Annotated in this window: 17 protein-coding genes and 1 pseudogene; 6 read left to right on the top strand and 12 right to left on the bottom strand. The window is 72.6% G+C overall.

Annotation, left to right across the window (positions count from 1 at the left end):
- Positions 1–123: 123 nt before the first annotated feature.
- A complete protein-coding gene (gene nrdR / locus ACFQ79_RS10170) occupies positions 124–633 on the bottom strand; it encodes a transcriptional regulator NrdR (RefSeq protein ID WP_383580997.1) in 510 nt (169 codons plus the stop codon).
- A 434-nt stretch (positions 634–1,067) separates the two neighbouring features.
- On the opposite strand from nrdR, the gene lexA reads away from it, so the two are divergent.
- Positions 1,068–1,856 (top strand): transcriptional repressor LexA, encoded by a 789-nt coding sequence (lexA, locus tag ACFQ79_RS10165; protein ID WP_209497163.1) that lies wholly within the window; start codon positions 1,068–1,070, stop codon positions 1,854–1,856.
- Positions 1,857–1,966: 110 nt separating this feature from the next.
- On the opposite strand, the gene ACFQ79_RS10160 is transcribed toward lexA, so the two are convergent.
- The 5 genes from ACFQ79_RS10160 to ACFQ79_RS10140 form a co-directional block, all read right to left on the bottom strand.
- Entirely contained in the window at positions 1,967–3,940 is a 1,974-nt protein-coding gene (locus ACFQ79_RS10160; protein ID WP_383580995.1) for an ATP-dependent DNA helicase, read from the bottom strand.
- A gap of 50 nt (positions 3,941–3,990) precedes the next feature.
- On the bottom strand, positions 3,991–5,895 hold the full coding sequence (locus tag ACFQ79_RS10155; protein ID WP_383580993.1) for an IucA/IucC family protein: 1,905 nt from the start codon (positions 5,893–5,895) through the stop codon (positions 3,991–3,993).
- Between the two features lie 67 nt (positions 5,896–5,962).
- Complete coding sequence (locus ACFQ79_RS10150) at positions 5,963–6,649, bottom strand: GNAT family N-acetyltransferase (RefSeq protein ID WP_383580990.1); 687 nt, start codon at positions 6,647–6,649, stop codon at positions 5,963–5,965.
- Positions 6,650–6,704: 55 nt separating this feature from the next.
- Positions 6,705–8,708: an IucA/IucC family protein gene (locus tag ACFQ79_RS10145; RefSeq protein ID WP_383581126.1), complete on the bottom strand. Its 2,004-nt coding sequence runs from the start codon at positions 8,706–8,708 to the stop codon at positions 6,705–6,707.
- A 395-nt stretch (positions 8,709–9,103) separates the two neighbouring features.
- Positions 9,104–10,462: a diaminobutyrate--2-oxoglutarate transaminase family protein gene (locus tag ACFQ79_RS10140; RefSeq protein WP_383581123.1), complete on the bottom strand. Its 1,359-nt coding sequence runs from the start codon at positions 10,460–10,462 to the stop codon at positions 9,104–9,106.
- On the opposite strand from ACFQ79_RS10140, the gene ACFQ79_RS10135 reads away from it, so the two are divergent.
- The 3 genes and pseudogenes from ACFQ79_RS10135 to ACFQ79_RS10125 all read left to right on the top strand — a co-directional run bounded on the left by ACFQ79_RS10135 (position 10,448) and on the right by ACFQ79_RS10125 (position 13,823).
- Entirely contained in the window at positions 10,448–10,900 is a 453-nt protein-coding gene (locus tag ACFQ79_RS10135) for a pentapeptide repeat-containing protein (RefSeq protein WP_383581120.1), read from the top strand. The two genes, ACFQ79_RS10140 and ACFQ79_RS10135, sit on opposite strands and share 15 nt — an antisense overlap.
- A gap of 331 nt (positions 10,901–11,231) precedes the next feature.
- Positions 11,232–12,410 (top strand): trypsin-like serine peptidase, encoded by a 1,179-nt coding sequence (locus tag ACFQ79_RS10130; protein WP_383580988.1) that lies wholly within the window; start codon positions 11,232–11,234, stop codon positions 12,408–12,410.
- Between the two features lie 233 nt (positions 12,411–12,643).
- A pseudogene (locus ACFQ79_RS10125) lies at positions 12,644–13,823 on the top strand (trypsin-like serine peptidase).
- A 194-nt stretch (positions 13,824–14,017) separates the two neighbouring features.
- Here the strand turns inward: ACFQ79_RS10125 and hflX are convergent.
- The 6 genes from hflX to miaA form a co-directional block, all read right to left on the bottom strand.
- Positions 14,018–15,511 carry a GTPase HflX gene (gene hflX, locus ACFQ79_RS10120; protein ID WP_383580986.1) on the bottom strand — a complete coding sequence of 498 codons (1,494 nt, stop codon included), beginning with the start codon at positions 15,509–15,511 and terminating at the stop codon, positions 14,018–14,020.
- Positions 15,512–15,800: 289 nt separating this feature from the next.
- On the bottom strand, positions 15,801–17,291 hold the full coding sequence (locus ACFQ79_RS10115; RefSeq protein WP_383580984.1) for a M1 family metallopeptidase: 1,491 nt from the start codon (positions 17,289–17,291) through the stop codon (positions 15,801–15,803).
- 167 nt (positions 17,292–17,458) lie between these two features.
- Positions 17,459–19,870 carry a RelA/SpoT family protein gene (locus ACFQ79_RS10110; RefSeq protein ID WP_383580982.1) on the bottom strand — a complete coding sequence of 804 codons (2,412 nt, stop codon included), beginning with the start codon at positions 19,868–19,870 and terminating at the stop codon, positions 17,459–17,461.
- 205 nt (positions 19,871–20,075) lie between these two features.
- On the bottom strand, positions 20,076–20,954 hold the full coding sequence (gene dapF / locus ACFQ79_RS10105; RefSeq protein WP_383580980.1) for a diaminopimelate epimerase: 879 nt from the start codon (positions 20,952–20,954) through the stop codon (positions 20,076–20,078).
- 286 nt (positions 20,955–21,240) lie between these two features.
- Positions 21,241–21,741 carry a hypothetical protein gene (locus tag ACFQ79_RS10100; RefSeq protein ID WP_383581117.1) on the bottom strand — a complete coding sequence of 167 codons (501 nt, stop codon included), beginning with the start codon at positions 21,739–21,741 and terminating at the stop codon, positions 21,241–21,243.
- 108 nt (positions 21,742–21,849) lie between these two features.
- Positions 21,850–22,788 carry a tRNA (adenosine(37)-N6)-dimethylallyltransferase MiaA gene (gene miaA / locus ACFQ79_RS10095; protein WP_383580978.1) on the bottom strand — a complete coding sequence of 313 codons (939 nt, stop codon included), beginning with the start codon at positions 22,786–22,788 and terminating at the stop codon, positions 21,850–21,852.
- A gap of 139 nt (positions 22,789–22,927) precedes the next feature.
- Between miaA and ACFQ79_RS10090 the strand changes: the two genes are divergently transcribed.
- Together ACFQ79_RS10090 and ACFQ79_RS10085 are read left to right on the top strand one after the other, a co-directional pair.
- Positions 22,928–23,263: a hypothetical protein gene (locus ACFQ79_RS10090; RefSeq protein ID WP_383580976.1), complete on the top strand. Its 336-nt coding sequence runs from the start codon at positions 22,928–22,930 to the stop codon at positions 23,261–23,263.
- Between the two features lie 51 nt (positions 23,264–23,314).
- Positions 23,315–23,674, top strand: coding sequence for an antitoxin (locus tag ACFQ79_RS10085; protein ID WP_383580974.1), 360 nt, complete (start codon positions 23,315–23,317; stop codon positions 23,672–23,674).
- Positions 23,675–23,728 lie beyond the last annotated feature (54 nt).

The raw sequence follows: 23,728 nt of genomic DNA, 5'->3' as shown, positions 1-23,728 counted from the left end.
CCAGGGCACCGTCTTCTGTACGTCGTTCTGTACTGCTGCCACGAGCGCCACGGGGGGTCGCTCGGGGCACGTCTGCCAGGCCGCTCGGCGGCCGGTCGCCGGGCGCGGGGCCCGGACCGCCGGTCAGTCGGCGGCGGTGGCGGGAACGGGGACCTCGGGGGTCGCACCGGTCCTGCGGTTCTCAGCGGGAGGCCGCACGCGGAGTTCCGCGATGGCGGCCTCGAAGTCTTCGAGGCTGTCGAAAGCCTTGTACACGGACGCGAAGCGCAGGTACGCGACGAGGTCGAGCTCCTGCAACGGGCCGAGAATGGCCAGACCCACGTCATGGGTGGTCAGCTCGGCGCTGCCGGTGGCGCGCACCGCCTCCTCGACCCGCTGGCCGAGCTTGGCGAGGGCGTCCTCGGTGACCGGTCGCCCCTGGCACGCCTTGCGTACGCCGGAGATGACCTTGGTACGGCTGAAGGGCTCGGTGACACCTGACCGCTTCACCACCATGAGCGAGCACGTCTCCACCGTCGTGAAACGACGGGAGCAGTCGGGGCACTGGCGACGACGCCGGATCGACGTCCCGTCGTCGGTGGTGCGACTGTCGACGACACGGCTGTCGGGGTGCCTGCAGAAGGGGCAGTGCATTGGTTCCGACCCTCCCTCACGGCACGACTGGTGAACCTCGCCCGACCGTCAAGGCCCTGCGAAGCGACCACCAGCATAGGCGATGTGGGCACCCCCGGGAGACCGGGGACCACTACCCCTGGGTGGCCGATGCCATCCAACCACTAGATCTTGGGTTGGCGGCGATTCCGGGCGTTCCGCGTGTCGCGGCGCGTCCGCTCCCGCGATTCAGCCCCTCCGGGTGCGACACTGAGAGGGTGCACCGCGCGCGACCCGGCGGCGAAGGCTACCGTGACGTCCGAATCGGGGCGGCGGCGCGAGAGTGCTCATACACCCGCATGCGTACAGGCGTAAGGCAATCTGCGAATTTTCACTCGAACGTGTGTTTGGCGCAACCTTTCGAAAGCCACTACCGTTGTGCCAGCCAGGGAGACCATTCGAGAGGGGCCGACGACGTGACCACCACCGCAGACAGTGCCACCATCACCGCCCAGGACCGCTCCCAGGGCCGACTCGAGCCGGTGCACGCCATGAACGACACAAGCATGAACGGTGAGGAGCCCGGGCGACCCGCCCGCGCCCTCCCCGGGCGACCTCCAGGCATCCGAGCCGACAGCTCCGGGCTCACCGACCGGCAGCGCAGGGTCATCGAAGTCATCCGCGACTCGGTCCAGCGGCGCGGCTACCCGCCGTCGATGCGCGAGATCGGGCAGGCCGTCGGCCTGTCCAGCACGTCCTCCGTGGCGCACCAGCTCATGGCGCTCGAGCGCAAGGGCTTCCTCCGCCGGGACCCGCACCGCCCCCGGGCGTACGAGGTGCGCGGCTCCGACCAGCCCAGCACCCAGCCGACGGACACCACGGGCAAGCCCGCCGCGTCGTACGTGCCGCTGGTCGGCCGGATCGCGGCCGGTGGCCCGATCCTCGCCGAGGAGTCCGTCGAGGACGTCTTCCCTCTCCCCCGGCAGCTTGTCGGTGACGGCGAGCTGTTCGTCCTCAAGGTCGTCGGCGACTCGATGATCGAGGCCGCCATCTGTGACGGCGACTGGGTCACCGTCCGCCGTCAGCCGGTCGCGGAGAACGGCGACATCGTCGCGGCCATGCTGGACGGCGAGGCCACGGTCAAGCGCTTCAAGCGCGAGGACGGCCACGTCTGGCTGCTCCCGCACAACGCGGCGTACCAGCCGATCCCCGGCGACGAGGCGACCATCCTCGGAAAGGTCGTGGCGGTGCTGCGGCGGGTCTGACTCACCTCGCCGGCTCTGACCGGGCCCCGGGACCCACTGCGCCGGTCCCGGGGCCCTGCCGTGCCCTACCGCCGAGCCCCGGCGCGCCCGGGGCTCGGCAGGGTGGAACCTCAGGCCTCCGCCGCCTTGGACACGGCGTCGATCGCCGCCAGCGACTTCCGCACCTGGTTGCGGTCGGTCGTGTACCAGAAGTCGGGCAGCGAGGCCTTCAGATAGCTGCCGTACCGGGCCGTCGCCAGCCGGGGGTCGAGAACCGCCACGACACCCCGATCGCCCGTGGCCCGGACGAGCCGACCTGCACCCTGCGCCATGAGCAGGGCCGCGTGGGTCGCCGCGACCGCCATGAAGCCATTGCCCCCGGCCTCCTCGACGGCCTTCTGCCGGGCGCTCATCAGCGGATCGTCCGGGCGCGGGAACGGGATCTTGTCCATGACGACCAGCTGACAGCTGGCCCCGGGGACGTCCACGCCCTGCCAGAGCGACAGCGTGCCGAAGAGACAGGTCTTCGGGTCGGCCGCGAAGTTCTTGATCAGCTCACCGAGCGTGTCCTCGCCCTGGAGCAGGATCGGCAGCTCCGGGACCCGGATCCGAAGCTCCTCCGCCGCCTGCTGCGCCGCACGCATCGAGGAGAACAGACCGAGGGTCCGGCCGCCGGCCGCCTGCATCAGCTCGGTCAGCTCGTCGAGCATGTCGCCCCGGTCCCCGTCCCGCGCGGGGCGGGAGAGGTGCTTGGCGACGTAGAGGATGCCCTGCCTGGGGTAGTCGAACGGGGAGCCGACGTCGATCCCCTTCCAGACGGGCAGGTCGTCACCGGTGGTGCCCTCCGGCGCGAGACCCAGCGAGGCACCGACGCCGTTGAAGTCGCCGCCCAGCTTGAGCGTCGCGGAGGCCAGGACCACGGACCGCTCCGTGAACAGCTTCTCCCGCAGCAGACCCGAGACGGTGAGCGGGGCGACCCGCACCGAGGCCCCGAAACGGTCGTGACGCTCGTACCAGACGACGTCGTACTCCGAGCCCTGGGTGATGCGCTCCGCGACACCGTGGACGCTCTCCACGGAGGCCATGGCCTGCTTGCGCACCGCGTCCTCGTCCTGCACGGACCGGTCGCGGGTGGAGCCCAGGGCCGTGATCACCGCGCGGGCGGCATCACGCAGCGCCATCAGGGCATACGCGAGGTCCTCAGGGATCTCCTCCAGGCGCCCCGGCAGAGCCAGCTCCATGACCCGCTCGAAGCCCTCGGCGGCGGTCTGCAGCTGATCGGCGACCTTCTCGTCGACCAGCTTCGCGGACCGGCGCACGGCACGGTTGACCTGGCCGGGAGTGAGCTCGCCCGTGGCCACCCCGGTGACCCGGGAGACCAGCTCATGGGCCTCGTCGACGATCAGCACCTCGTGCTGCGGAAGCACCGGGGCACCCTCGATGGCGTCGATCGCGAGGAGGGCGTGGTTGGTCACGACGACATCGGCGAGCTTGGCCCGCTCGCGGGCCGACTCGGCGAAGCACTCCGGACCGTACGCGCACTTGCTCGCTCCGAGGCACTCCCGGGAGGAGACCGAGACCTGCGCCCAGGCCTTGTCGGAGACACCGGGCGTCAGGTCGTCCCGGTCTCCGGTCTCCGTCTCGTCCGACCAGTCCCGGAGCCGCATCAGGTCCTGGCCCAGCTTGCTGGTGGGCGCGGCCGCCTCGAAGGGGTCGAAGAGACCGTCCTCCTCGTCCTGCGGGACCCCTTCGTGGAGCCGGTGCAGACAGAGGTAGTTCGACCGGCCCTTGAGCATGGCGAACTGGGGACGGCGGCGCAGCTGCGGATGCAGCGCGTCGACCGTCCGCGGGAGGTCACGCTCGACGAGCTGGCGCTGGAGCGCCAGGGTGGCCGTGGCCACCACCACCCGCTCGCCCTGGGCCAGCGCCGGCACCAGGTAGCCGAGCGACTTGCCCGTGCCGGTGCCGGCCTGGACGAGGAGGTGGGAATTGTCGTCGATGGCCTCGGCCACGGCCTCGGCCATGGTGACCTGGCCGGGTCGCTCCGTGCCGCCGACGGCGGTGACGGCGGCGTGGAGGAGGTCGGGGAGGGATGGCTTCGTCATAGCCCTTCCACCCTACGGGGCGCCACTGACAGCCGAGGCACGCGCGCGTGTCACGCGAGCGGGTTGGGCACGGTCCCGTGGACGGCCGCGTGGGGTCGCTCGGGGCGGTCCCGGTAGCCGTCCAGGTGCAGACGGTTGCGGTTGAGGCAGAGCCGCTCGATCCGGGGGGTGAGGAGGTCGAAGAGCTCGAACCGTTCCTTCAGCTCGGGGAAGCGGGCCTGGTGACGCAGGATCTCCGCGCGGACGAGGGCCCAGAAGTCCTCTTCCGGCACACCGAGTTGCTGCTCGCAGAGCGGTGCCAGATAGCGGAAGACGCCGACGAAGAGCCCCGAATGGATGAACTGGACGAGGAAGTCGGGCTCCTCGGTCAGGAGGACGGCGCGTACGTCGTCCGGCAGGGTGTCGTGCTCGGGAAGCGGCTGGGCGCTGATGTTCACGTCGTCGACGAAGTCCTTGATCGCCAGGCGTACGGGGACGTCCTCTCCGTCGTAGACGACGATGGCGTTCTCGCCGTGCGGGGAGAAGACCGTGCCGTAGCGGTAGAGGAAGTGCAGCAGCGGGGGCAGCAGCGCGGCGAAGAGGTGCTGGAGCCAGACGGCCGGGGCGAGCCCGGAGCGCTCGACGAGTTCGGCGGCGAAGGCCCGCCCCTGGGGGTCGGTGTGGAGCAGGGAGGCGAGCGTGCGGGCCCGCTCGCCCGGGGGCAGCCGCAGCGGTTCGCGCCAGATCGCGCCGAGGAGTTCCTTGTACTGGTACGGGACTTCGGGCAGCCGGTCGTACAGGGGGTGCTCGACGGTGACGGAGGCGACCTCGCCGAGGAGGATCACCCCGCACTCGTCCCGCAGGAACGGGTCGCCGTCACGGAGGCCGTGCACCCAGGCGGTGACGGCCGGGGCGGCGAGGGTGCGTTCGGTGGGCAGGCCGCGCCAGACAAGGGTGTTGAGCACGGACAGCGGGAGTTTGACGGTGTGCCGGTCGGGGCGGCTGGTGTTGAGGAAGGTACGGACCGACTGCTGCGGCAGCCGGAGGTCGCCGTCCGCGGAGAGCGGGACGACGGTCCCGGCGGCGATGGCCGGGGCGTAGAGCGGAAGCAGGATCTCGTCCCACTGCCAGGGGTGGACGGGCAGCAGGAGATAGCCGTCGGGTTCGTGACCGCGGGCGGTCAGTTCGGCGCGGAACGCCTCGTGGACCTCGGGGTCGAGCTCCTGGGCGTAGAGACGGTCGGGAGTGCCGAGCCCGGACACGCCCCGGTAGGCGGCGAGGCGGTTGCTGACGGCGATCCAGGGCAGCCGGGTGGCCCGGCGGGCCTCGGGGGCCCAGTGTGCGGCGTCGGTGGCGGAGAAACCGATGCGGCCCTTGTTGAGGACGAGCCAGGGGTGGCCGGTCTGGTGCCCTTCGAGCTCGGCGTAGGAGAGGTCGGCGAGCCGGGCGGCGGGGAGGGCGGTGTGGTCGAGGCGGGCGTCGGCGGCGAGGGTGGCGGAGAGCTCGCGGATGAGGTGGCCGAGGGTCGCGCCGTCGAGCTGGAGGAGGCGGCGGGCGCGGACCAGGAAGTCGAGGACGTCGGTCATGGGCCGGCCCTCGTGGGCGATCGAGTCGGCGGCGACGTACCAGCTGCCGTAGGCGCCCCGGCGGGCACGGAAGGTGAGGGTGCTGCCGTCGTCGAGCCGCAGGGCGTGGAGGTCCGGTTCGTCCGCGACCGGCGTGGGTTCGACGATCTCCTCGTAGGCGAACTCGGCGAGGGCCTTGGCGAGGAGCCGGGAGGAGGCCTTGGTCCAGGCGGCGGCGTTCAGCTCGGGCGGTGCGAGCAGCTCAGGTGGTGCGTGCAGCTCAGGCGGTGCGAGCAGCTCGGGGGACGTGGGCGGTGCGGATGCCGGCGCCGGTGCCGCCGCCCCTGGGGCAGGGGCGGGAGCTGTGGCGGAGTGGGTGGGCTGTGCGGAGTCGTGGGGTGCAGGGGACATCGACACGAGGACTCCTCGGAGTGGGAACCGCTGTGGGTCGGGCGGTGTATAGAAGACAGAGGGTTGTTCACAGAACGTGACGGAGGGCGCGGTCACGCATCATGAGCGCCGCTCGCTTGTCAGGGAGGTCGACTTCCGCCGCGAAGCGGAAGCCGCCGCTGAGGAAGGCAGAGACGGAGGGGGTGTTACGGATGTCGGGTTCGGCGACGACGCGGGTACAGCGGGGACGGTGGTCGAGGACGAGATCGGCGACGGCGCGCAGCAGTGTGCTGCCGACGCCGCGGCCCCGGTCGGTGACGCCTCCGATCAGCAGATGGATACCGGTGTCGTGGGGGCGCGCCGGGTAGTGCCGGGCGAGCGGGTCGAGGTCGGCGCGGTAGATCTCGAAGTAGCTCATGGGCGTGGCGTCGAGCACTCCGAGGCAGGGGACGCTGCGGCCGTCGCCCTCAAGTTGGGTACGGATGTGCTCGGCGGTCACGGTCTCGGGTCCGGCCAGTTCCCAGAAGGCGGCGACGGCGGGGTCGTTCATCCATCGGGCGACGACCGGCAGGTCGCGGTCGAGCCGCACGGGGACGAGCTGGAAGACGCCGACGGCCGTGTGGACCGGGTTCCAGGAGGCGACGGAGTCCAGCAGGTCGCCGTCGAGGAGTTCGGCGTCGATGTGACCGCCTTCGAGGAGGGTGACGAGTTCGTCGAGCCTCAGGTCGAGGGTGTCGTCACCGGGCGGGTCGGCCGGTGGGCGGGTGGGTGACACGGTGTCGCTCTCCTCTCGGCGGTGCGGTCGGGGCGTGGGTTCTTCGAAGGCGGGCTCAGGCGCGGAGGGGGTTGGTGACGGTGACGTAGACGGACTGGGTGTCGACGGGTCCGACGAGTTCGTCCATGCCGTGCAGGCGGGTGAGGAGGTTGGCCTTGCTGCGGAGGGTCGCGGCTTCCAGGAGGCGGTGCGGCAGGGGTGAGCCGAGGCTGGTGGCGGAGGTGAGGAAGCTGCGGAGGGCCGCGAGCAGGACGCGCTCGTCGGCGAGGTGCTGGGCGCCGAAGGCGCCGATCAGGCCGAGGATGTTGTTGATGCCCAGGTAGTAGGCGAAGCGCTCGTCGGTGACCTGGTCGGAGACGAAGGTGTCGCTTGCGGCGCCGATGCCGGGGAGGCGGCTCTCCAGCTCGCTCCGGTGGGACTCGCGGAAGTAGTAGCCCTGATTGTCGCGGTAGCGCCCGCCGACGGGCCAGCCGTCGGGGTCGAGGAGCACCAGGGTGTTCTGCTGGTGGGCCTCCAGGGCGATGCCGGCGTGTCCGTCGAGCCAGAGGACGGGGCGGACGACCTGGTCGAGGTAGCGGAGGAACCACTCGGCGGCGACGGCCGTGGTGGGACGGCCGGTACGTGCGGAGAGGCGGCCGATGACATCGGCGAGGCGGGAGCGCATGGCGCCGGTTCCCGGCCAGGGCCGGGGGGCGGTGAGGGAGGCGATGCAGACGGCGTCGTCGCCGGGCCCGAAGGGGTTGTGGCGAATCATGAGGTCGAGGCCGGGGACGGGGGCGCCGTCCGGGGTGTCGACGGCGAGCCATGCGGGGTCGCGCACGATGTCGAAGCCCGGGTGGGCGGCCTGCCATTCGTCGACGAGGCCGGTACGGAGCAGCCGGTGGACCTCGACGCCGCGGTGGAGCTCCTTGCGGAGGTTCTCGCGGCGCGAGTTGGTGATGCGCAGGCCGAGGGAGAGCTTCAGCATGGCCCGGGCGCCGGGGCGGTGCACGGTTCGGACGGAGGAGGTGGGGTGCCACGGGCTGCCGTGGAGGCCGAGATCGTGGAGGAGGCCGGCGTCGATGAGGTCGCGGATGTCGGCGCGGTGCAGCAGCTCGCGGGCCTGCCAGGGGTGGACGGGCAGAGGCGCCGTTCCGGCGGGGAGCGCGAGCCCTTCGGCGAGGCCGATGGCGAGTTGCTCGGCGCTGACGGGACGGCCCTGTTCGGTCCAGCCGGAGTCGGAGGCCAGGACGGAGGAGTCGACGGCGAGCCAGTGGAGGGGGAAGGAGCCGTGCAGTTCGGGTGAGTAGAGCCGGGCCTCGGCGTCGGAGAGGCCTTCGCGGCTCTTGGGCGTGGGGTGGAGGGGGTGGCCGAGCATCAGGGACTGCTCGGCGGCGAGGAAGAGGTCGGCGTCCGGGTGCGGTTGGGGCGAGCGGCGGCGCTCGGTGAGGAAGTCGGCGGTGCGGCGGGCCGAGTCGGCGACCCTGCCGACGAGTTCCGTTCCCTCGGGGCGGCCGGTCTCCCGGCTGAGCAGGGCGGCCACGGTCACGGCGTCGACTGTGGGGGCCGTGGCCGGGAGGCCTTCGAGGGCGGGGGCGCCGAAGCGGTGCCAGCCGGTGGGCGACCAGTAGCGGACGGGGACGAGGAGGGCGGTGCCGCTGGCGTCGAGGGAGATGCGCAGGGTGGTGGAGCCCGGGGCCGGCAGGTTCTTCTCGCGGACCCAGCAGCGGAGGAGGTTCTCGACGGCGGCGGCGTCGGCGGCGCGCTGCGGGTCCGGGTCGTCCAGGGGGTCGGCGCCGGCCGGGTGGTGCGGGTCCGGAGCCGGGGCCGTGTCCCGCTGCGGGGCGGTGGCGCCGGCCGGGCGGTGCGGGTGGGCGTGCGAGTCGCTCAGCAAGTCGGTCCCGGCGGCCGTGCGGTGCGGTCGGGGGTCGTACGGGCCGATGTGCTGGCGCGGGACCGTGGCGTCGGCGGAGCGGGCTGCTGCTGCTGCGGCGGCAGGCTCCGTGGCGGCGGGCTCCGTGGCAGCGCGCTCGCTGGTGCCGAGGCCAGTGGAGCCGGAGGCCGTGGAGCCGACGGCCATGGTGCCGGAGTCCGTGGTGCCGACGGCCGCAGGGCCGCAGGGCGTGATGACGGGGGCCGCAGGGCCGCAGGGCGTGATGACGGGGGCCGTGGTGCCGACGGCCGTGGTGCCTGAGGCCGTGGTGACGGGGGGTGTCGTGTCCGGTTCGGTGCTGTGGAGAGGTTCGGAGCCGGGGAGAGGGGCGGGGGTGAGGAGGTGGGAGGGGGGTTCCGTGGGGGTGAGTCCCTCGGTGGCGAGGGAGTCGGTTGTCAGCAGGGAGGCATCAAGCGCCGTGGAGGCGAGGACCTGGGAGGTGAGTTGCTCGACGGCGAGGGGGGCCTCGGTCTCGGGTGCCGGGGAGGGGGGCGTGGCGTTCACGGGGGCTTCCTTGGGGGGCGGGGCCGGGGCGGCCCGGGTCAGTGGGACGGCCCGGGGGCGGTCCGGGGGGCCGTGGGCCTGCGGGCGGCGGGCAGCTGGGGGATGTGGGCCCGTTCGGCCGCGGCGAGGGCGTCGGCGAAGCGGTCCAGGACGGCGGTGGCCTGCTCGTCGGTGAGCGTGAGCGGGGGCAGGAGCCGGACCACGGCGGAGTGGCGGCCGCCCAGTTCGACGATGAGGCCGCGGGCGAGGCACTCCTGCTGGACGGCGAGGGCCAGGGCGGGGGCGGCGGGCGGTACGGGGTCGTCCGGTCCCGCCGCGTCGGGGTCGACGAGTTCGACGCCGATCATGAGTCCCCGGCCGCGGACGTCGCCGACGCAGGGGTGGGCGGCGGCGAGGCCCCGGAGTTGGCCGAGGATGCGGGCGCCGAGGATGCCGGCCCGCTCGGCGAGTCCGTTCTCGCGGACGTACGCGAGGGTGGCCGTGCCGGCGGCCATGGCGAGCTGGTTGCCGCGGAAGGTGCCGGCGTGGGCGCCGGGTTCCCAGGCGTCGAGTTCGGACCTGTAGACGATGACGGCGAGGGGAAGGGAGCCGCCGATGGCCTTGGAGAGGACCATGACGTCGGGCACAACGCCGCTGTGCTCGACGGCCCAGAAGGCGCCGGTGCGGCCGACGCCGGTCTGGACCTCGTCGACGACGAGCGGAATGGAGCGGTCGGCGGTGATCCGGCGCATCCGGCGCATCCAGTCGTCGGGCGCGGGGATGACCCCGCCCTCGCCCTGGACGGCTTCGAGGATCATTCCGGCGGGGGTGGTGACGCCGCTCTTGGGGTCGTCGAGGAGGCTCTCGGTCCAGCGGGCGGCGAGTTGGGCGCCGCGGGCGCCGCCGACGCCGTAGGGGCAGCGGTACGAGTGCGGGTACGGCAGCCGGGTGACGCGGACGTCGGTGGCTCCGCCCGAGGCGTCGAGGGCGCCGGACGTCATGCCGTGATAGGCGCCGGTGAAGGCGAGGAGTCCGCTGCGGCCGGTGGCGGTGCGGACCAGTTTGAGGGCGGCCTCCACGGCGTCCGTTCCGGCAGGTCCGCAGAACTGGATGCGGGCGTTGTCGGCGAGTTCGCCCGGCAGGGTGGCGAACAGCTCAGAGGTGAAGGCGTCCTTGACGGGGGTGGCGAGGTCGAGGACATGGAGCGGGGCCCCGGAGTCGAGGACCTTCTTGACGGCTTCCAGGACCACGGGGTGGTTGTGGCCGAGGGCGAGCGTCCCTGCGCCCGACAGGCAGTCCAGGTAGCGGCGGCCGTCGGCGCCCTCGATGGTCAGCCCTCGCGCCCGCACGGGGACGATGGGCAGGGAGCGGGCGTAGGTGCGGGCGGCGGACTCGCGCAGGGACTGGCGGCGCAGAATGCCTTCGTACCCGCCACCACCACTCTGGTCCGGGGATCCCTGGGCGGAAGCCGCCCGAACCGCAACCCCCCGATCCGCAACCCCCTGAGCCTGACCCGCCTCGGCCGGACCCGACTGGGCCAGGCCCGACTGTGCCAGGCCCTCCTGAGCCGGACCCGCCGCCTGGGCCAGGCCCCCCTGAGCCGCACCCGTCTGAGCCGCACCCGTCTGAGCCGGACCCGTCTGAGCCGCACCCGTCTGAGCCGGACCCGTCTGGGCCAGGGCCGGCTGTGCCGGAGCCCCCTGGGCCGGTGCCGCTCGGTCCGAGGGGCCTCGGTTCGGGGTGTGCCGGGTCGTCGGCGTGTGCGTCCCTGCGCCGGGCTCGTCGGGCGGTCCGGTGACGGGCCCGTCGGGCGTCCGGGTCTGCGTCCGCGCGGCCGGTGGAACGGCCGGAGCTGATTCGGTCACGGCCACGGCTCGGTGTCCTCCCGCTGTAACAGTTGCGTTGCACATCGGGACGTCGCGGAGCCGCCGCAAGGGCCGCCCTGAACGCCACCGTTGTGTCCCCCGTATGTACCAACGACGCGAACAGCCCAGGATCACGGGCCGGAGGCAAGAACTTGGCGTGTCCCGGATCACGTCACGGCAACGACGGAACGATGGCCGGAACCGCCGACCGGCCGCGTACCGTCCCCTCCGGCACCGGCATAGTGGGGGCCGTCGGCCGCCGCCCGCACGGGCGCGGCCGCTGTCCATGCACAAGTTGACGTAGTCCCAGGGGGATCACGAGATGCGATCGATTCGTCCGTTGCTGACGGCGGCTTCCGCCGTCGCGGCGCTGACGCTCACCGTTACGGCCTGCGGCCCGAGCGAGGAGAACGCGGGAGACAAGCCCAGCTCGCCCGCGACCGCCCAGAACCCGGCCGACAAGATCAAGATTCCGGAGGACCTGAAGGACCGCCTGAAGGAACACGGGATCGACGTCGACAAGTGGCGGGACGGCGAGTGGAAGAACTGGGACCGCGACAAGTGGCTGCGTGAGGCCAAGGACTTCGTCAACCCGATCATCGAGGACCTCTGGGACCCGGACCGGATGCGGGACGCCGAGCGCCCCGACAAGCCGGTCGAGGAGGAGGACATCTCGGGTGACGAGGGCGTGACCGACCCGACGCCGGTCGTGGTGCGGGCGAAGGCCGTGGAGGCGAAGTACCACGACAACGCCCCGGAGTCCGGGAAGGTCTTCTTCGACGGTCCCGAGGGCTCGATGGTCTGCTCGGCCACGGTCGTTCAGGACCCGGCGCACCCCGGCAAGTCCAACATGGTGTGGACGGCCGGCCACTGCGTCCACAAGGGCAAGAAGGGCGGCTGGTACCGCAACATCGCCTTCGTGCCCTCGTACAACGACGCCGCGCTGTCGACGGCCGACCTCGAGAAGGCGCCGCGGGAGCAGATCGCACCGTACGGCGTGTGGTGGGCGGACTGGGTCAAGACCTCCGACCAGTGGATCGCCGAGGGCGCGTCCACGGGCGGTGCGGGTGCTCCCTACGACTTCGCGGTCATCAAGGTGACCCCGGAGAAGGGCGGCACGACCAAGTCCCTGGAGGAGACCGTCGGTTCGGCGCTCCCCGTGAACTTCAACGCGCCCGCGGTACCGAAGATCACGGCCATGAAGGCGACCGGTTACCCGGCGGCGCCGCCGTTCGACGGCCAGCGGATGTTCCAGTGCGAGGACAAGCCGGGCCGGCTGTCCCTGAAGGCGGAGCAGCCGACGATGTACCGCATCGGCTGCTCGATGACCGGTGGTTCGTCCGGTGGCGGCTGGGTCGCCCAGGGCAGTGACGGGAAGCCGGCGCTGGTGTCGAACACCTCGATCGGCCCGTCGACGGCCGGTTGGCTCGCGGGTCCGCGCTTCGGGCCCGAGGCCAAGGCCATGTTCGACGAGGTCAGCAAGAAGTACGCCGGGCAGTAGGCGCGCGGGACGGGAGGCGGGGCCCTCGGGGCCTCGCCTCTCCCCATGTCCGCCCGCCCTCGGGGGCTCCCCCAGGACGCGGAGAGCCCCCGTTCCGCCCCTCGCCCGACCGTTTGTTCCAACAGGCATACTGTGCACCGCAAGTGACGCGTCCATGGCAACGTCAAGGCGAGAACGCGCCGGAAGCGCGGCCGCTCTCCGGGCGCGGAATGATCTCAGGGGGAATTCACCACATGCGTTCCGTACGACTCCTACCCGCCGCTCTCGGCCTGGTCACCGCGCTCGCGCTGACCGCCACGGCCTGCGGCCCCACCGAGACCCCGGCGGCCGACAAGCCTGCCGCCGGAGCGAGCAGTTCCGCGTCGGGCACCGACGGCGCGGCCACCGGGGACGGTGGCGCCGACCTCACGAAGGACCTCGCCGACAAGCTGAAGAAGCACGGCGTCGACCTGGACAAGTGGAAGGACGGCGAGTGGAAGAACTGGGACACGAACACCTGGCTGCGTGAGGCCGAGGACTTCGTCAACCCGGTCATCGACGGCCTCTGGGACCCGGCCCGGATGCAGTCCGCCAAGAGCCCCGACCCCACGATCACGGCGCAGGCCGGAGGCGGCGGCACCGACCCGACGCCCCGCCCCGTCAAGGCGCAGCGCGAGAAGACCCCGTACCACCGCAACGCGGCCCCGGTCGGGAAGATCTTCTTCGACTCGCCGCAGGGCCACATGGTCTGCTCCGGCACCATCGTGAAGGACCCGCGCCGGCCCGGTAGGTCCAACCTGGTCTGGACGGCCGGCCACTGTGTCCACGCGGGCAAGAAGGGCGGCTGGTACCGCAACATCACCTTCGTCCCGGCCTTCAACGACCTGGGCAAGTCCCCCTCCGCGCTCAACAACGCGCAGGCGCACGAGATCTACCCGTACGGCCAGTACTGGGCCGACTGGGCCGTGACCTCGGGTGAGTGGATCAAGGCCGGTGGCACCGGCCAGGCCTGGCCGTACGACTACGCCGTGCTGCACGTGCAGCCGCAGCGGGGCGGCAAGTCCCTGGAGGAGACCGTCGGCGCCGCGCTGCCCGTCGACTTCTCCGCTCCCGCGCCCGCGCAGTCCGGCACGATCGGCGCCTGGGGATACCCGCAGGCCGCCCCGTACAACGGCGTGATCATGCACAAGTGCCTGGACCGGGCGACGCGCGACCACGGCGCCCGCCACCCCGGTGATGTACCGGATCGGCTGCACGATGACCGCGGGTTCGTCCGGCGGCGGCTGGTTCCGGGTGCTGCCGAACGGGAAGACGGCGCTCGTGTCGAACACCTCGATCGGCCCGGCCGGCAGCAACGGCTGGCTCGCCGGACCGCAGTTGGGCCGGGGCGCGAAGGCGGCCCACGAGATGGTCAGCAAGAAGTACGCCCGCTGACCCGTCCCGTCACGGCACCGCCGTCATGACACCGCAGGCATTGACGACGCCACCGTCATGACACCGCAGGCATGACGCCACGCCACGGTCATGACACCGCAGCACGACACCACCGTCACGGCACCGCCGACATGGCAGAAGGCGCCGGTCCCCTCCCTCGCGGGAGGAGGCCGGCGCCTTCGTCGTACGGCAGGTCAGTGCGCCGCGGGAACGTACGGCGCGAGCATCGCCGCCAGTTCCTCGTGCACCCGGGCCTTGAGCAGGGTGCCCTCCGGGGTGTGCTCCTCGGACTGGACCTCGCCCTCGGCGTGCACCCGCGAGACGAGACCACCCTGCGTGTACGGCACGAGGGCTTCGAGCTCGACCTGCGGGCGCGGCAGCTCGGAGTCGATGAGCGCGAGCAGCTCCTGCATGCCCTGGCCCGAACGGGCCGAGACCACGATGGAGTGCTTCTCCATCCGCAGCAGTCGCTGGAGCACCAGCGGGTCCGCCGCGTCCGCCTTGTTGATGACGACGATCTCCGGCACGTTCACCGCGCCGACGTCGCGGAAGACCTCGCGCACGGCGGCCAGCTGCTCCTCCGGCGCCGGGTGCGAGCCGTCCACCACGTGCAGGATGAGGTCGGAGTCGCCGACCTCCTCCATGGTGGAGCGGAACGCCTCGACCAGGTGGTGCGGCAGGTGCCGGACGAAGCCGACGGTGTCGGCCAGGGTGTAGACCCGGCCGGTGGGCGTCTCCGCCCGGCGGACGGTCGGGTCGAGCGTGGCGAACAGCGCGTTCTCCACGAGCACGCCCGCGCCCGTGAGGCGGTTGAGCAGGGAGGACTTTCCGGCGTTCGTGTAGCCGGCGATGGCGACCGACGGCACCTTGTTGCGGCGCCGCTCCTGCCGCTTGATGTCACGGCCGGTCTTCATCTCCGCGATCTCCCGGCGCATCTTCGCCATCTTCTCGCGGATCCGACGCCGGTCGGTCTCGATCTTGGTCTCACCGGGACCACGGGTGGCCATGCCGCCACCGCCGCCGCCACCCATCTGACGGGAGAGCGACTGGCCCCAGCCACGGAGGCGCGGCAGCATGTACTGCATCTGCGCCAGCGCGACCTGCGCCTTGCCCTCTCGGGACTTGGCGTGCTGGGCGAAGATGTCGAGGATCAGGGCGGTCCGGTCGACCACCTTGACCTTGACGACGTCTTCGAGGGCGATGAGCTGGCCGGGGCTGAGCTCGCCGTCGCAGACGACGGTGTCGGCACCGGTCTCGACCACGATGTCGCGCAGTTCGCGCGCCTTGCCGGAGCCGATGAAGGTCGCCGGGTCCGGCTTGTCACGGCGCTGGATCACGCCGTCGAGCACGAGGGCGCCCGCCGTCTCGGCGAGGGCCGCGAGTTCCGCGAGGGAGTTCTCCGCGTCCTGGACGGTCCCGGAGGTCCAGACACCGACCAGCACGACGCGCTCCAGGCGCAGCTGGCGGTACTCGACCTCGGTGACGTCCTCGAGCTCGGTGGAGAGGCCCACGACACGGCGCAGGGCCGCGCGCTCGGAGCGGTCGAACTGGTCGCCGTCCCGCTCTCCGTCGATCTCGTGGCTCCAGGCGACGTCCTCTTCCATCAGGGCATCGGCCCGAAGGCTCTCGGTACGGCTCGTCTCCGCGAAGCTCTGCTCGTCCTGGGAAGGGGAAGAAGAGGAGGTCATTTGATCCTTACGTCGATTGCTTCCGCGGCGGCGCCGGTGTCGGCGGGCCGGGGAGCGATGAGTCTTATGCCGTCACAACGCGTGAGGGAACGGGAAGATTCCCGGTCCGTCGGCCGCGTCGCCGACCTGAAGATGGTGACACGCCCCGGCGGGGCCCGTCATCCGGGTTTCGGGCCTGTCGTCCCAGCCGGTCGGGCCCGCCGCCCCAGCCGGTTTCGGGCCCGCCCGTCCCAGCCGGGCCCACCGTCCCAGCCTGGCTTCGGGGCCTGTCAGCCCGGTTCGGGGGTGGTCATCCGGGCTTCGGGGCGGTCCGCGCGGCGCCGGTCGGGCTGCTGCGCCAGTCCGGGTGACCGGGCATGGCCGGGGTCTTCGCCTCGTACAGCCAGCCACGGAAGAAGGCGGTGAGGTCGCGTCCGGCGATCTCGCCGGCCAGGGCGACGAAGTCGGCGGTGGTGGCGGTGCCGTCCCGGTGGTCGGCGACCCAGCGCCGCTCCAGGCGCTCGAAGGCCTCGGTGCCGATCTCCTCGCGGAGCGCGTACAGGACGAGGGCGCTGCCGTCGTAGACCACGGGCCGGAAGAGACTGATCTTGTGGCCGGGCGAGGGCGGCTCGGGGGCGGCCGGCGGGCCGCCGTCGGCCCTCCACCCGTCGGAGGCCGCGTAGGCGGCCTTCATGCGCCGCTCCAGGGACTTGCCCGCTGTCTCCTCGGCGTACAGCGCCTCGTACCAGCTGGCGTGCCCCTCGTTGAGCCAGAGGTCGGACCAGGTCCGGGGCGAGACGCTGTCGCCGAACCACTGGTGGGCCAGCTCGTGCACCATGACCGAGTCGACGTACCACTCCGGGTAGCCCGGCTCGGTGAAGAGGCGGCGCTCGAAGAGCGAGAGGGTCTGGGTCTCCAGCTCGAAGCCCGTGGTGGCGTCCGCGACGAGCACCCCGTACGTCTCGAAGGGGTACGGGCCGACCTTCCGCTCCATCCACTCCAGGTGCCCGGGGGTCCTGCGGAGCCAGGGCTCCATCAGCTCCCGGTCGGCGGTGCGCACCACGTCCCGCACGGGCAGGCCGTGGGGGCCCGACCGGTGCACGACGGTGGAGCGCCCGATGGACACCTGGGCGAGCTCGGTGGCCATGGGGTGGCTGGTGCGGTACGTCCACGTCGTCGTGCCGCCCCGGGTGACCCGGCCGGTGGGCAGGCCGTTGGCGACGGCGGTGAACTCGCTGGGGGCGGTGACGCGGAAGGTGAAGTACGCCTTGTCCGACGGGTGGTCGTTGGACGGAAAGACCCGGTGAGCGGCGTCGGCCTGGTTGGCCATGGCGAGACCGTCGCGGGTACGGACCCAGCCGCCGGTGTCGGCGGGACCGCTCGGGTCGCTGGTGTGGGTGACGGTGATCTCGATCGACTCGCCCTCGTCGATCGCCACGGCGGGGGTGACGACGAGGTCCTCGCCGCTGGTGGTGTACGTGGCGGCCAGACCGTCGACGGTGACGGCGGAGACCGTGCCGTGGGTGAAGTCGAGGTTGAACCGTTCCAGGTCGTCGGTGGCGAGCGCGTCGATCCGGGTCACGGCGGCCAGCGGCGCGGTGTTGACCCCGGGGTAGGTGAGGTCGACGGCGTACGAGAGGACGTCGTAACCGGGATTGCCGAGGTGAGGGAAGAGGGGGTCCCCGATGCCGAGCGGCGCCGGGGCGGGAAGCGCGGCGGCGACGAGCCCGGCCGAGGCGGCGACCAGGACGGCGGAGCGGAGCCACCGCGGGCGGGGCAGGGGCGTTCGGACGAGCGGCATGGGCCAGGCCTTTCCGGAGGACTGGCCCTACGGCTACCAGGGCCGCGCCCGCTCCCCCGGGCGGCGCGCGCACCCGCCACTCGAAGGGGGACACGACCCGGCCCCGCGCCACACCGGGCCCTCTCCTCGCGGCAGCGCGCCGTCCCCCGCGCATCGGGGCCGGCGCGTCAGGCCCTGCGTGGCTCCGGGGAGCGGTGGCGGGCACGGCTCACGTCGTACACCCCGGGCACGTCCCGCATGGCCCGCATGAGGGCCGCGAGCCGGGCCACGTCGGGCAGGTGGAGGGTGTACGTGTGGCGGACCCGCTGCTCGCTGGGCGGCTCGACGGTCGCGGAGACGACGGCGGCCCCGGCGACGGCGATGGCCTCGGTGAGGTCGGCGAGGAGACCGGGCCGTCCGAAGGACTCCGCGACGAGGGTGACCCGGCCCTGGGTGGTGTCGCCCCAGCGGACGGCGACGGGTTCGCGGCCGAGCCGGCGCATGGTGTCGACGGCAGCGCAACCCGTCCGGTGGACGGTGACGGATCCGCCGCGGACCCGGAAGCCGGTGATCTTGTCCGGCGGTACGGGGGTGCAGCAGCCGGCCGGACGGACGGAGGCGCGGGGCTCGCCCTCCAGGTCGGCGTGGAGTTCCGGACCGGAGCGGTGATCGGCGGTGACGCCGGACTGCGGACGGGGGCCGGTGGTGGCGACGGGCGGAGCGGCGCTCTCCGGATGGGCCTGGAGCCAGCCGGTGATCGCGATCCGGGCCGCGGGGGTACGGGCGTGGTCGAGCCACTCGGGGGACGGTCCGGAGACGGCGTCCTGGGCGAGCAGCAGCTGGACGGTGTCCCCGTCGCCCAGGACGGTGCTGAGGGGTGCGAGGCGCCCGTTGACGCGCGCGCCGAGACAGGCGTGGGCGGCTTCGCCGTGCTGGGCGTAGGCGGCGTCGACGCAGCTCGCTCCGGCCGGGAGGCTGATCGTGCCCGGGGCGCTGCCGTCGGCGCGGAAGACGGTGATCTCGTCGTCCTCGGCGAGGTCGGCGCGGAGCGAGGTCCAGAACGTGTCCGGGTCGGGGGCGGCCTGCTGCCAGTCGAGGAGCCGGGAGAGCCAGCCGGGGCGGGTGGGGTCGACGCGCTCACCGTCCTCGGCGGCGGGGGTGTCGACGGTGGCGGGAGCGTGGGAAGCGTGGGAGGCGTCGGCTGTGGCCGGTGCCTCGGACACGGCCGGGGCACCGGATGCGGCCGATGCGGCTGATGCGGCGCGGGCGGCAGGCGTGGCGGGTGCGGCGTGTGCGGCGGCGTCCCGGGGGGTGGTGTCCCGGGGGGTGGCGGTTCCCTGACGGCCTGTGTTCGCCGGCGCCGACGGAGCCGGGGTGGCCTGGGCGTCGACGTCCGGGGTGCCGCCCGCCTGCCCCGTCGTCTCCTGCCCCACGTGCGGGTTGCCGAGGGCGACGACCCCCGCCTCCGCGACCGTGTGCATCCGATGGGTACGGATGAGGACCTCGGCCACGGCACCGTCGGGGGCCGCGACGGCGGTGTGCAGGGACTGGTACAGGTTGAACTTGGGGGCCGCGATGAAGTCCTTGAACTCGGAGATCACCGGGGTGAAACAGGTGTGGAGCTCGCCGAGGACCGCGTAGCAGTCGGCGTCCTCGGAGACCAGGACGAGGAGCCGCCCGAAGTCGCAGCCGCGCAGCTCGCCGCGCTTGAGGCGGACGCGGTGGACGGAGACGAAGTGCCGGGGACGGACGAGTACTTCGGCGCCGATGCCGGCCTCGCGGAGGACCGCCGACACCTGTTCGGCGACGGCGCCGAGCGCGTCGCCCGCGTGCGGGTTCCCGGCGATGAGCGCGCGGGTGTTCTCGTACTCCTCGGGGTGGAGGATGGCGAAGACGAGGTCCTCCAGCTCGGCCTTGAGGGCCTGGACCCCGAGCCGCTCGGCCAGCGGGATGAGGACGTCCCGGGTCACCTTGGCGATCCTGGCCTGTTTCTCGGGGCGCATCACCCCGAGCGTGCGCATGTTGTGGAGCCGGTCGGCGAGCTTGATCGACATCACCCGGACGTCGTTGCCGGTGGCGACGAGCATCTTGCGGAAGGTCTCCGGCTCGGCGGCGGCGCCGTAGTCGATCTTCTCCACCTTGGTGACGCCGTCGACGAGATAGGCGACCTCGTCGCCGAACTCCCGGCTCACCTGATCGAGCGTCACATCGGTGTCCTCGACGGTGTCGTGGAGGAGGGACGCGGTCAGGGTGGTGGTCTCCGCGCCGAGTTCGGCGAGGATCAGGGTCACCGCGAGCGGATGGGTGATGTACGGCTCGCCGCTCTTGCGGAACTGGCCGCGGTGCGAGGACTCCGCGAGGACGTACGCCCGGCGCAGCACCGAGAGGTCGGCCTCGGGGTGGTGGGCGCGGTGCGCCTCGGCCACATGGCTGATCGCGTCGGGCAGCCGGTCTCGGGGGGCCGGTCCGGCGGTGGCGCCGAGCAGCGCCGCGCGGCCGATCCGGCGCAGGTCGATTCGGGCGCGTCCGCGTCTGCGGGCGGTCGTATCGGTGACGGCGGCTTCCGCCGCGCTCACAGGGTTGGTGGCCTCTGCGCTCATGGGGCACCTCCGGCAACGTCGACCGGCGGTGGGCGGGCCAGGCGTGCCCGGGGGGCCGGTGCTTGATGCTACCGACCCCACCACGTGGCGCAGTCGCCCTCTCGCTCAGCGTGAAACGGATCACCCATTCGAGCGACAAATCAGTCGTTGACTGTTTCGATTCCGTCGCTTCCTTCGATTCCCGCGCCGCTGCGGGCGCTCGGCCTCAGCCGAGCCAGGCGGGGTCGACGGTGCCCTCGGCGACGATCACCGCGGGGCCCGTCATGTCGATCTGCCCGTCGGGGTGCTCGGTGATGACCAGCGTCCCGCCGAGCACGTCGACGGTGTACGTGACGGGGGTGCCGCTCTCGGCGGGGTCGGCGCCGTCCCGGCGGGCGGTGGCGACGGCCACGGCGCACGCGCCGGTGCCGCAGGAGCGGGTCTCGGCGGCGCCGCGCTCGTGGACCCTCATGGCGACGTGACGGGGGCCCCGGTCGGCGACGAACTCGATGTTCACCCCGTCCGGGTAGACCGCGGCCGGCGTGTAGGGCGGCTCGGTGAACAGGTTGCCGGCGTGGTCGAGGTCGTCGACGAAGGCGACCGCGTGCGGGTTGCCCATGTTCACGTTGCGCGCGGGCCAGCTGCGGCCGTCGACGGTGACGGTGACGCCGGCCTCGGCGAGGACCGCGCGCCCCATGGCGACGGTGACGGAGCCGTCCTTGTCGAGGTGGACGCGCTTGATCCCGCCGCGGGTGGCGACGGCGACCTCGCCGGCGGTGACGTGCCCGGCGTGCTCCAGGTAGCGGGCGAAGACCCGGACCCCGTTCCCGCACATCTCGGCGACCGAGCCGTCGGCGTTCCGGTAGTCCATGAACCACTCGGCCTCGTCGGCCATGTGCCGGGCCTCGGGGTGGGCGGCGCTGCGCACGACGTGCAGCAGACCGTCGCCGCCGATGCCGGCCCGTCGGTCGCAGAGGCGCGCGACGGCGGCGGGCGGCAGGTCCACGGCGTTCTCCGCGTCGGGGACGATCACGAAGTCGTTCTCGGTGCCGTGGCCCTTGAGGAACCGGAGGGGCGGGAGTGCTGAGGTCTGCGCGCTGGTCACGAGATCAACTGTACGGGGTGGCCCCGACAGGCCGCCCGGTCGTCCACAGGGCGGTCGGCACAGGACGGTCGGCACGGGGCCAGCGGCACCGGCGCGCGGTCGGCTCCCTACGAGACTGTCCGGGCGTGCCGTCGGCTCCGTACGAGAACCGCCCCGGCGCGCGGTCGGCTCCGTGAGACCGTCCCGCCGCGCCGTCGGCTCCGTGAGACCGTCCCGCCGCGCCGTCGGCTCCGTGAGACCGTCCCGCCGCGCCGTCGGCTCCGTACGAGACCGTCCCGCCGCGCGATCAGCGCAGGCGGGCGACGCGCCAGACCGCGAGGGCGACCAGCGCTGCGATCGTTGTCACGTACAGCGCGAGGTAGCGCCAGTTCGGGCGCTCGCCCGAGCCGCGCTGCGGAAGACCCGGCCAGGTGTAGCCGACCTTGCGGGCGGCCATCATGCCCCAGCCCGCCGCGCAGAAGCTGATCAGCAGACCCAGCATGGCGAGGACGGCGCCGCCGTCCCCCGAACCGAAGGCGAGCGGGAACGCGAACATCAGCGAGCCGACGGCCGCGAGACCGACGATCGGGGCGAGCTGCCAGATCCTCAGCCGGCGCTGCGGACGCAGCTCGACCTCGACCTCGTCGGCGTCCACCTCGACGGCGGTGCCCACCGCGTCGTCGGGGCCGTCCGGGGTCAGCCCCGGGGCACCGACCGGCAGGTCGTCGGTCGGATGGCCCGGTGTGTCACCCGTCGGGTCACCGAGCGCCGATTCGTGCTGTTCTCTGTCGCGAGGGCCGGCCTCCATCGCCACGCGCCCTCCCCACTCGGACTCCACTTGGTCGATCGATGCTCGATGATGGCACGCTCCCGACCGCCGAAATGACGGGCAGGGCGTCCCGATGCCATCACGTGATCAGGCTGTAACCGCTCGTTCGACCAACGCGAGCGCCTGCCCCGGGAGTTCCCCCCGGTGCTCGACGGCTCCGCTGAGCCAGTGGACGCGCGGGTCACGGCGGAACCACGAGTCCTGGCGGCGGGCGAAGCGCTTGGTGGCGCGCACGGTCTCGGCGCGCGCCTCGTCCTCGGTGCACTCGCCCGCGAGCGCGGTGAGGACCTGCTGGTAGCCGAGGGCGCGGGCCGCGGTGCGTCCCTCGCGCAGGCCCTGGGCCTCCAGGGTGCGCACCTCGTCGACGAGGCCGGCCTCCCACATCCGGTCCACGCGCGTGGTGATCCGCTCGTCGAGCTCGGGGCGGCCGACGTCGACGCCGATCTGGACGGTGTCGTAGACGGAGTCGGGACCCGGCAGGTTGGCGGTGAAGGGCTTGCCGGTGATCTCGATCACCTCGAGGGCGCGGACGATCCGGCGCCCGTTGCCGGGCAGGATCGCGCGGGCCGCCTCCGGGTCCGCTTCGGCGAGCCGGGCGTGCAGGACGCCGGGGCCGCGCTCCTCGAGTTCGGCCTCGAGCCGGGCCCGGACGGCGGGGTCGGTGCCGGGGAACTCGAGGGCGTCGACGGCACCCCGTACGTACAGACCGGAGCCGCCGACGAGGACGGGGGTGCGGCCGGCGGCGAGCAGCCGGTCGATCTCGGCGCGGGCGAGCCGCTGGTACTCGGCGACGCTGGCGGCCTCGGTCACGTCCCAGATGTCGAGGAGGTGGTGGGGAACGCCGCCGCGTTCCTCCGGCGTCAGTTTGGCGGTCCCGATGTCCATCCCCCGGTAGAGCTGCATGGAGTCTGCGTTGACGACCTCGCCCCCGAGCTGCTGGGCCAGGAATACACCCAGATCGGACTTTCCGGCCGCTGTGGGGCCGACGACGGCGATGACCCGCGGGGCGGGAGCTGCACTTCTCACCGCACCAGTCTCGCAAACCTCCCGGCCCGTCCCCGAATGAGCTACGTGACGGGGCTCATCCGGCTTCGTTGCCTGTTGCGAGGTTCCGGCCGTCGATCATCACGGAATCCCTCCCATCCGAGTACGCTATGGAGTGAATATGGGCGTTTTTGCAATGTTTCGCCGTAAGAAGAAGGATGCGGCCGCGGTTTCGTCGGAGGAGACGGAGACCGGGGCCGTCGTTCCGGCGGCGGACGGCGGCCCGGAGACGGAGGCCGGGACGGACGCCGTGGAGGCCTCGACCGCGTTCGGGCTCGACACGGAGAAGGCCGCGGCCGCGGAGGGGGACGGCGTCGACGCGGACGAGGCGGACGAGGTGGAGACCGGAGCGGTCGCCTCGGAGGTCGTGGAGGTCGTGGATGTCGTGGAGATCCCGAAGCAGCAGTCCGCCGAGGCCGCCGCGGACAACGAGGCCGGAGAAGGCGCCCGTAAGTAGGCAGCACACGGAACACGGACTCCTCGGGGGTCCTCGGAGGGAAGGTGCCCCATGGGTCTCCTGGATTCGCTGAAGGCCAAGCTCGCCCCGGCCAAGGACAAGGTCGCCGACCTCGCGCAGCAGCACGGCGGCAAGATCGATCACGGCATCGAGAAGGCCGCGAAGCTGGTCGACGAGAAGACCAAGGGCAAGTACAGCGACAAGATCCATTCCGGTACGGACAAGGCCAAGGACGCACTGGACCGGATCGGTCACAAGGACGACGGCACGCCGGGGAGCGGGGGCACGCCCGGAACCGGCCCGACGCCCGGCAGCGGCCCCTTCCCCGGGACCGCCCCCGGCAGCGGGCCCACGCCCGGCAGTGACCCCACGCCCGGCAGTGGCGGCACGACACCGCCGCCGAGCGCCTGACGCCCGGCGTCACCCGGCAGTCCCTCCGCACGGCGGACGGCCGCGGAGCAGCTC

It is taken from the genome of Streptomyces sp. NPDC056480, from assembly GCF_042795405.1.
Taxonomy (GTDB): Bacteria; Actinomycetota; Actinomycetes; order Streptomycetales; family Streptomycetaceae; genus Streptomyces.
This window is presented reverse-complemented; position numbering and strand designations above follow the sequence as displayed.

What these genes read in the sequence shown, in the direction of transcription:
- ACFQ79_RS10130 (WP_383580988.1), top strand. Translation starts at nt 11,232, where the DNA reads ATGCGATCGATTCGTCCGTTGCTGACGGCGGCTTCCGCCGTCGCGGCG.
- nrdR (WP_383580997.1), bottom strand. Translation starts at nt 633, where the DNA reads ATGCACTGCCCCTTCTGCAGGCACCCCGACAGCCGTGTCGTCGACAGT.
- ACFQ79_RS10090 (WP_383580976.1), top strand. Translation starts at nt 22,928, where the DNA reads ATGGGCGTTTTTGCAATGTTTCGCCGTAAGAAGAAGGATGCGGCCGCG.
- ACFQ79_RS10085 (WP_383580974.1), top strand. Translation starts at nt 23,315, where the DNA reads ATGGGTCTCCTGGATTCGCTGAAGGCCAAGCTCGCCCCGGCCAAGGAC.
- ACFQ79_RS10145 (WP_383581126.1), bottom strand. Translation starts at nt 8,708, where the DNA reads ATGGCCGTCGGCTCCACGGCCTCCGGCTCCACTGGCCTCGGCACCAGC.
- ACFQ79_RS10160 (WP_383580995.1), bottom strand. Translation starts at nt 3,940, where the DNA reads ATGACGAAGCCATCCCTCCCCGACCTCCTCCACGCCGCCGTCACCGCC.
- ACFQ79_RS10110 (WP_383580982.1), bottom strand. Translation starts at nt 19,870, where the DNA reads ATGAGCGCAGAGGCCACCAACCCTGTGAGCGCGGCGGAAGCCGCCGTC.
- ACFQ79_RS10100 (WP_383581117.1), bottom strand. Translation starts at nt 21,741, where the DNA reads ATGGAGGCCGGCCCTCGCGACAGAGAACAGCACGAATCGGCGCTCGGT.
- ACFQ79_RS10155 (WP_383580993.1), bottom strand. Translation starts at nt 5,895, where the DNA reads ATGTCCCCTGCACCCCACGACTCCGCACAGCCCACCCACTCCGCCACA.
- ACFQ79_RS10115 (WP_383580984.1), bottom strand. Translation starts at nt 17,291, where the DNA reads ATGCCGCTCGTCCGAACGCCCCTGCCCCGCCCGCGGTGGCTCCGCTCC.
- hflX (WP_383580986.1), bottom strand. Translation starts at nt 15,511, where the DNA reads ATGACCTCCTCTTCTTCCCCTTCCCAGGACGAGCAGAGCTTCGCGGAG.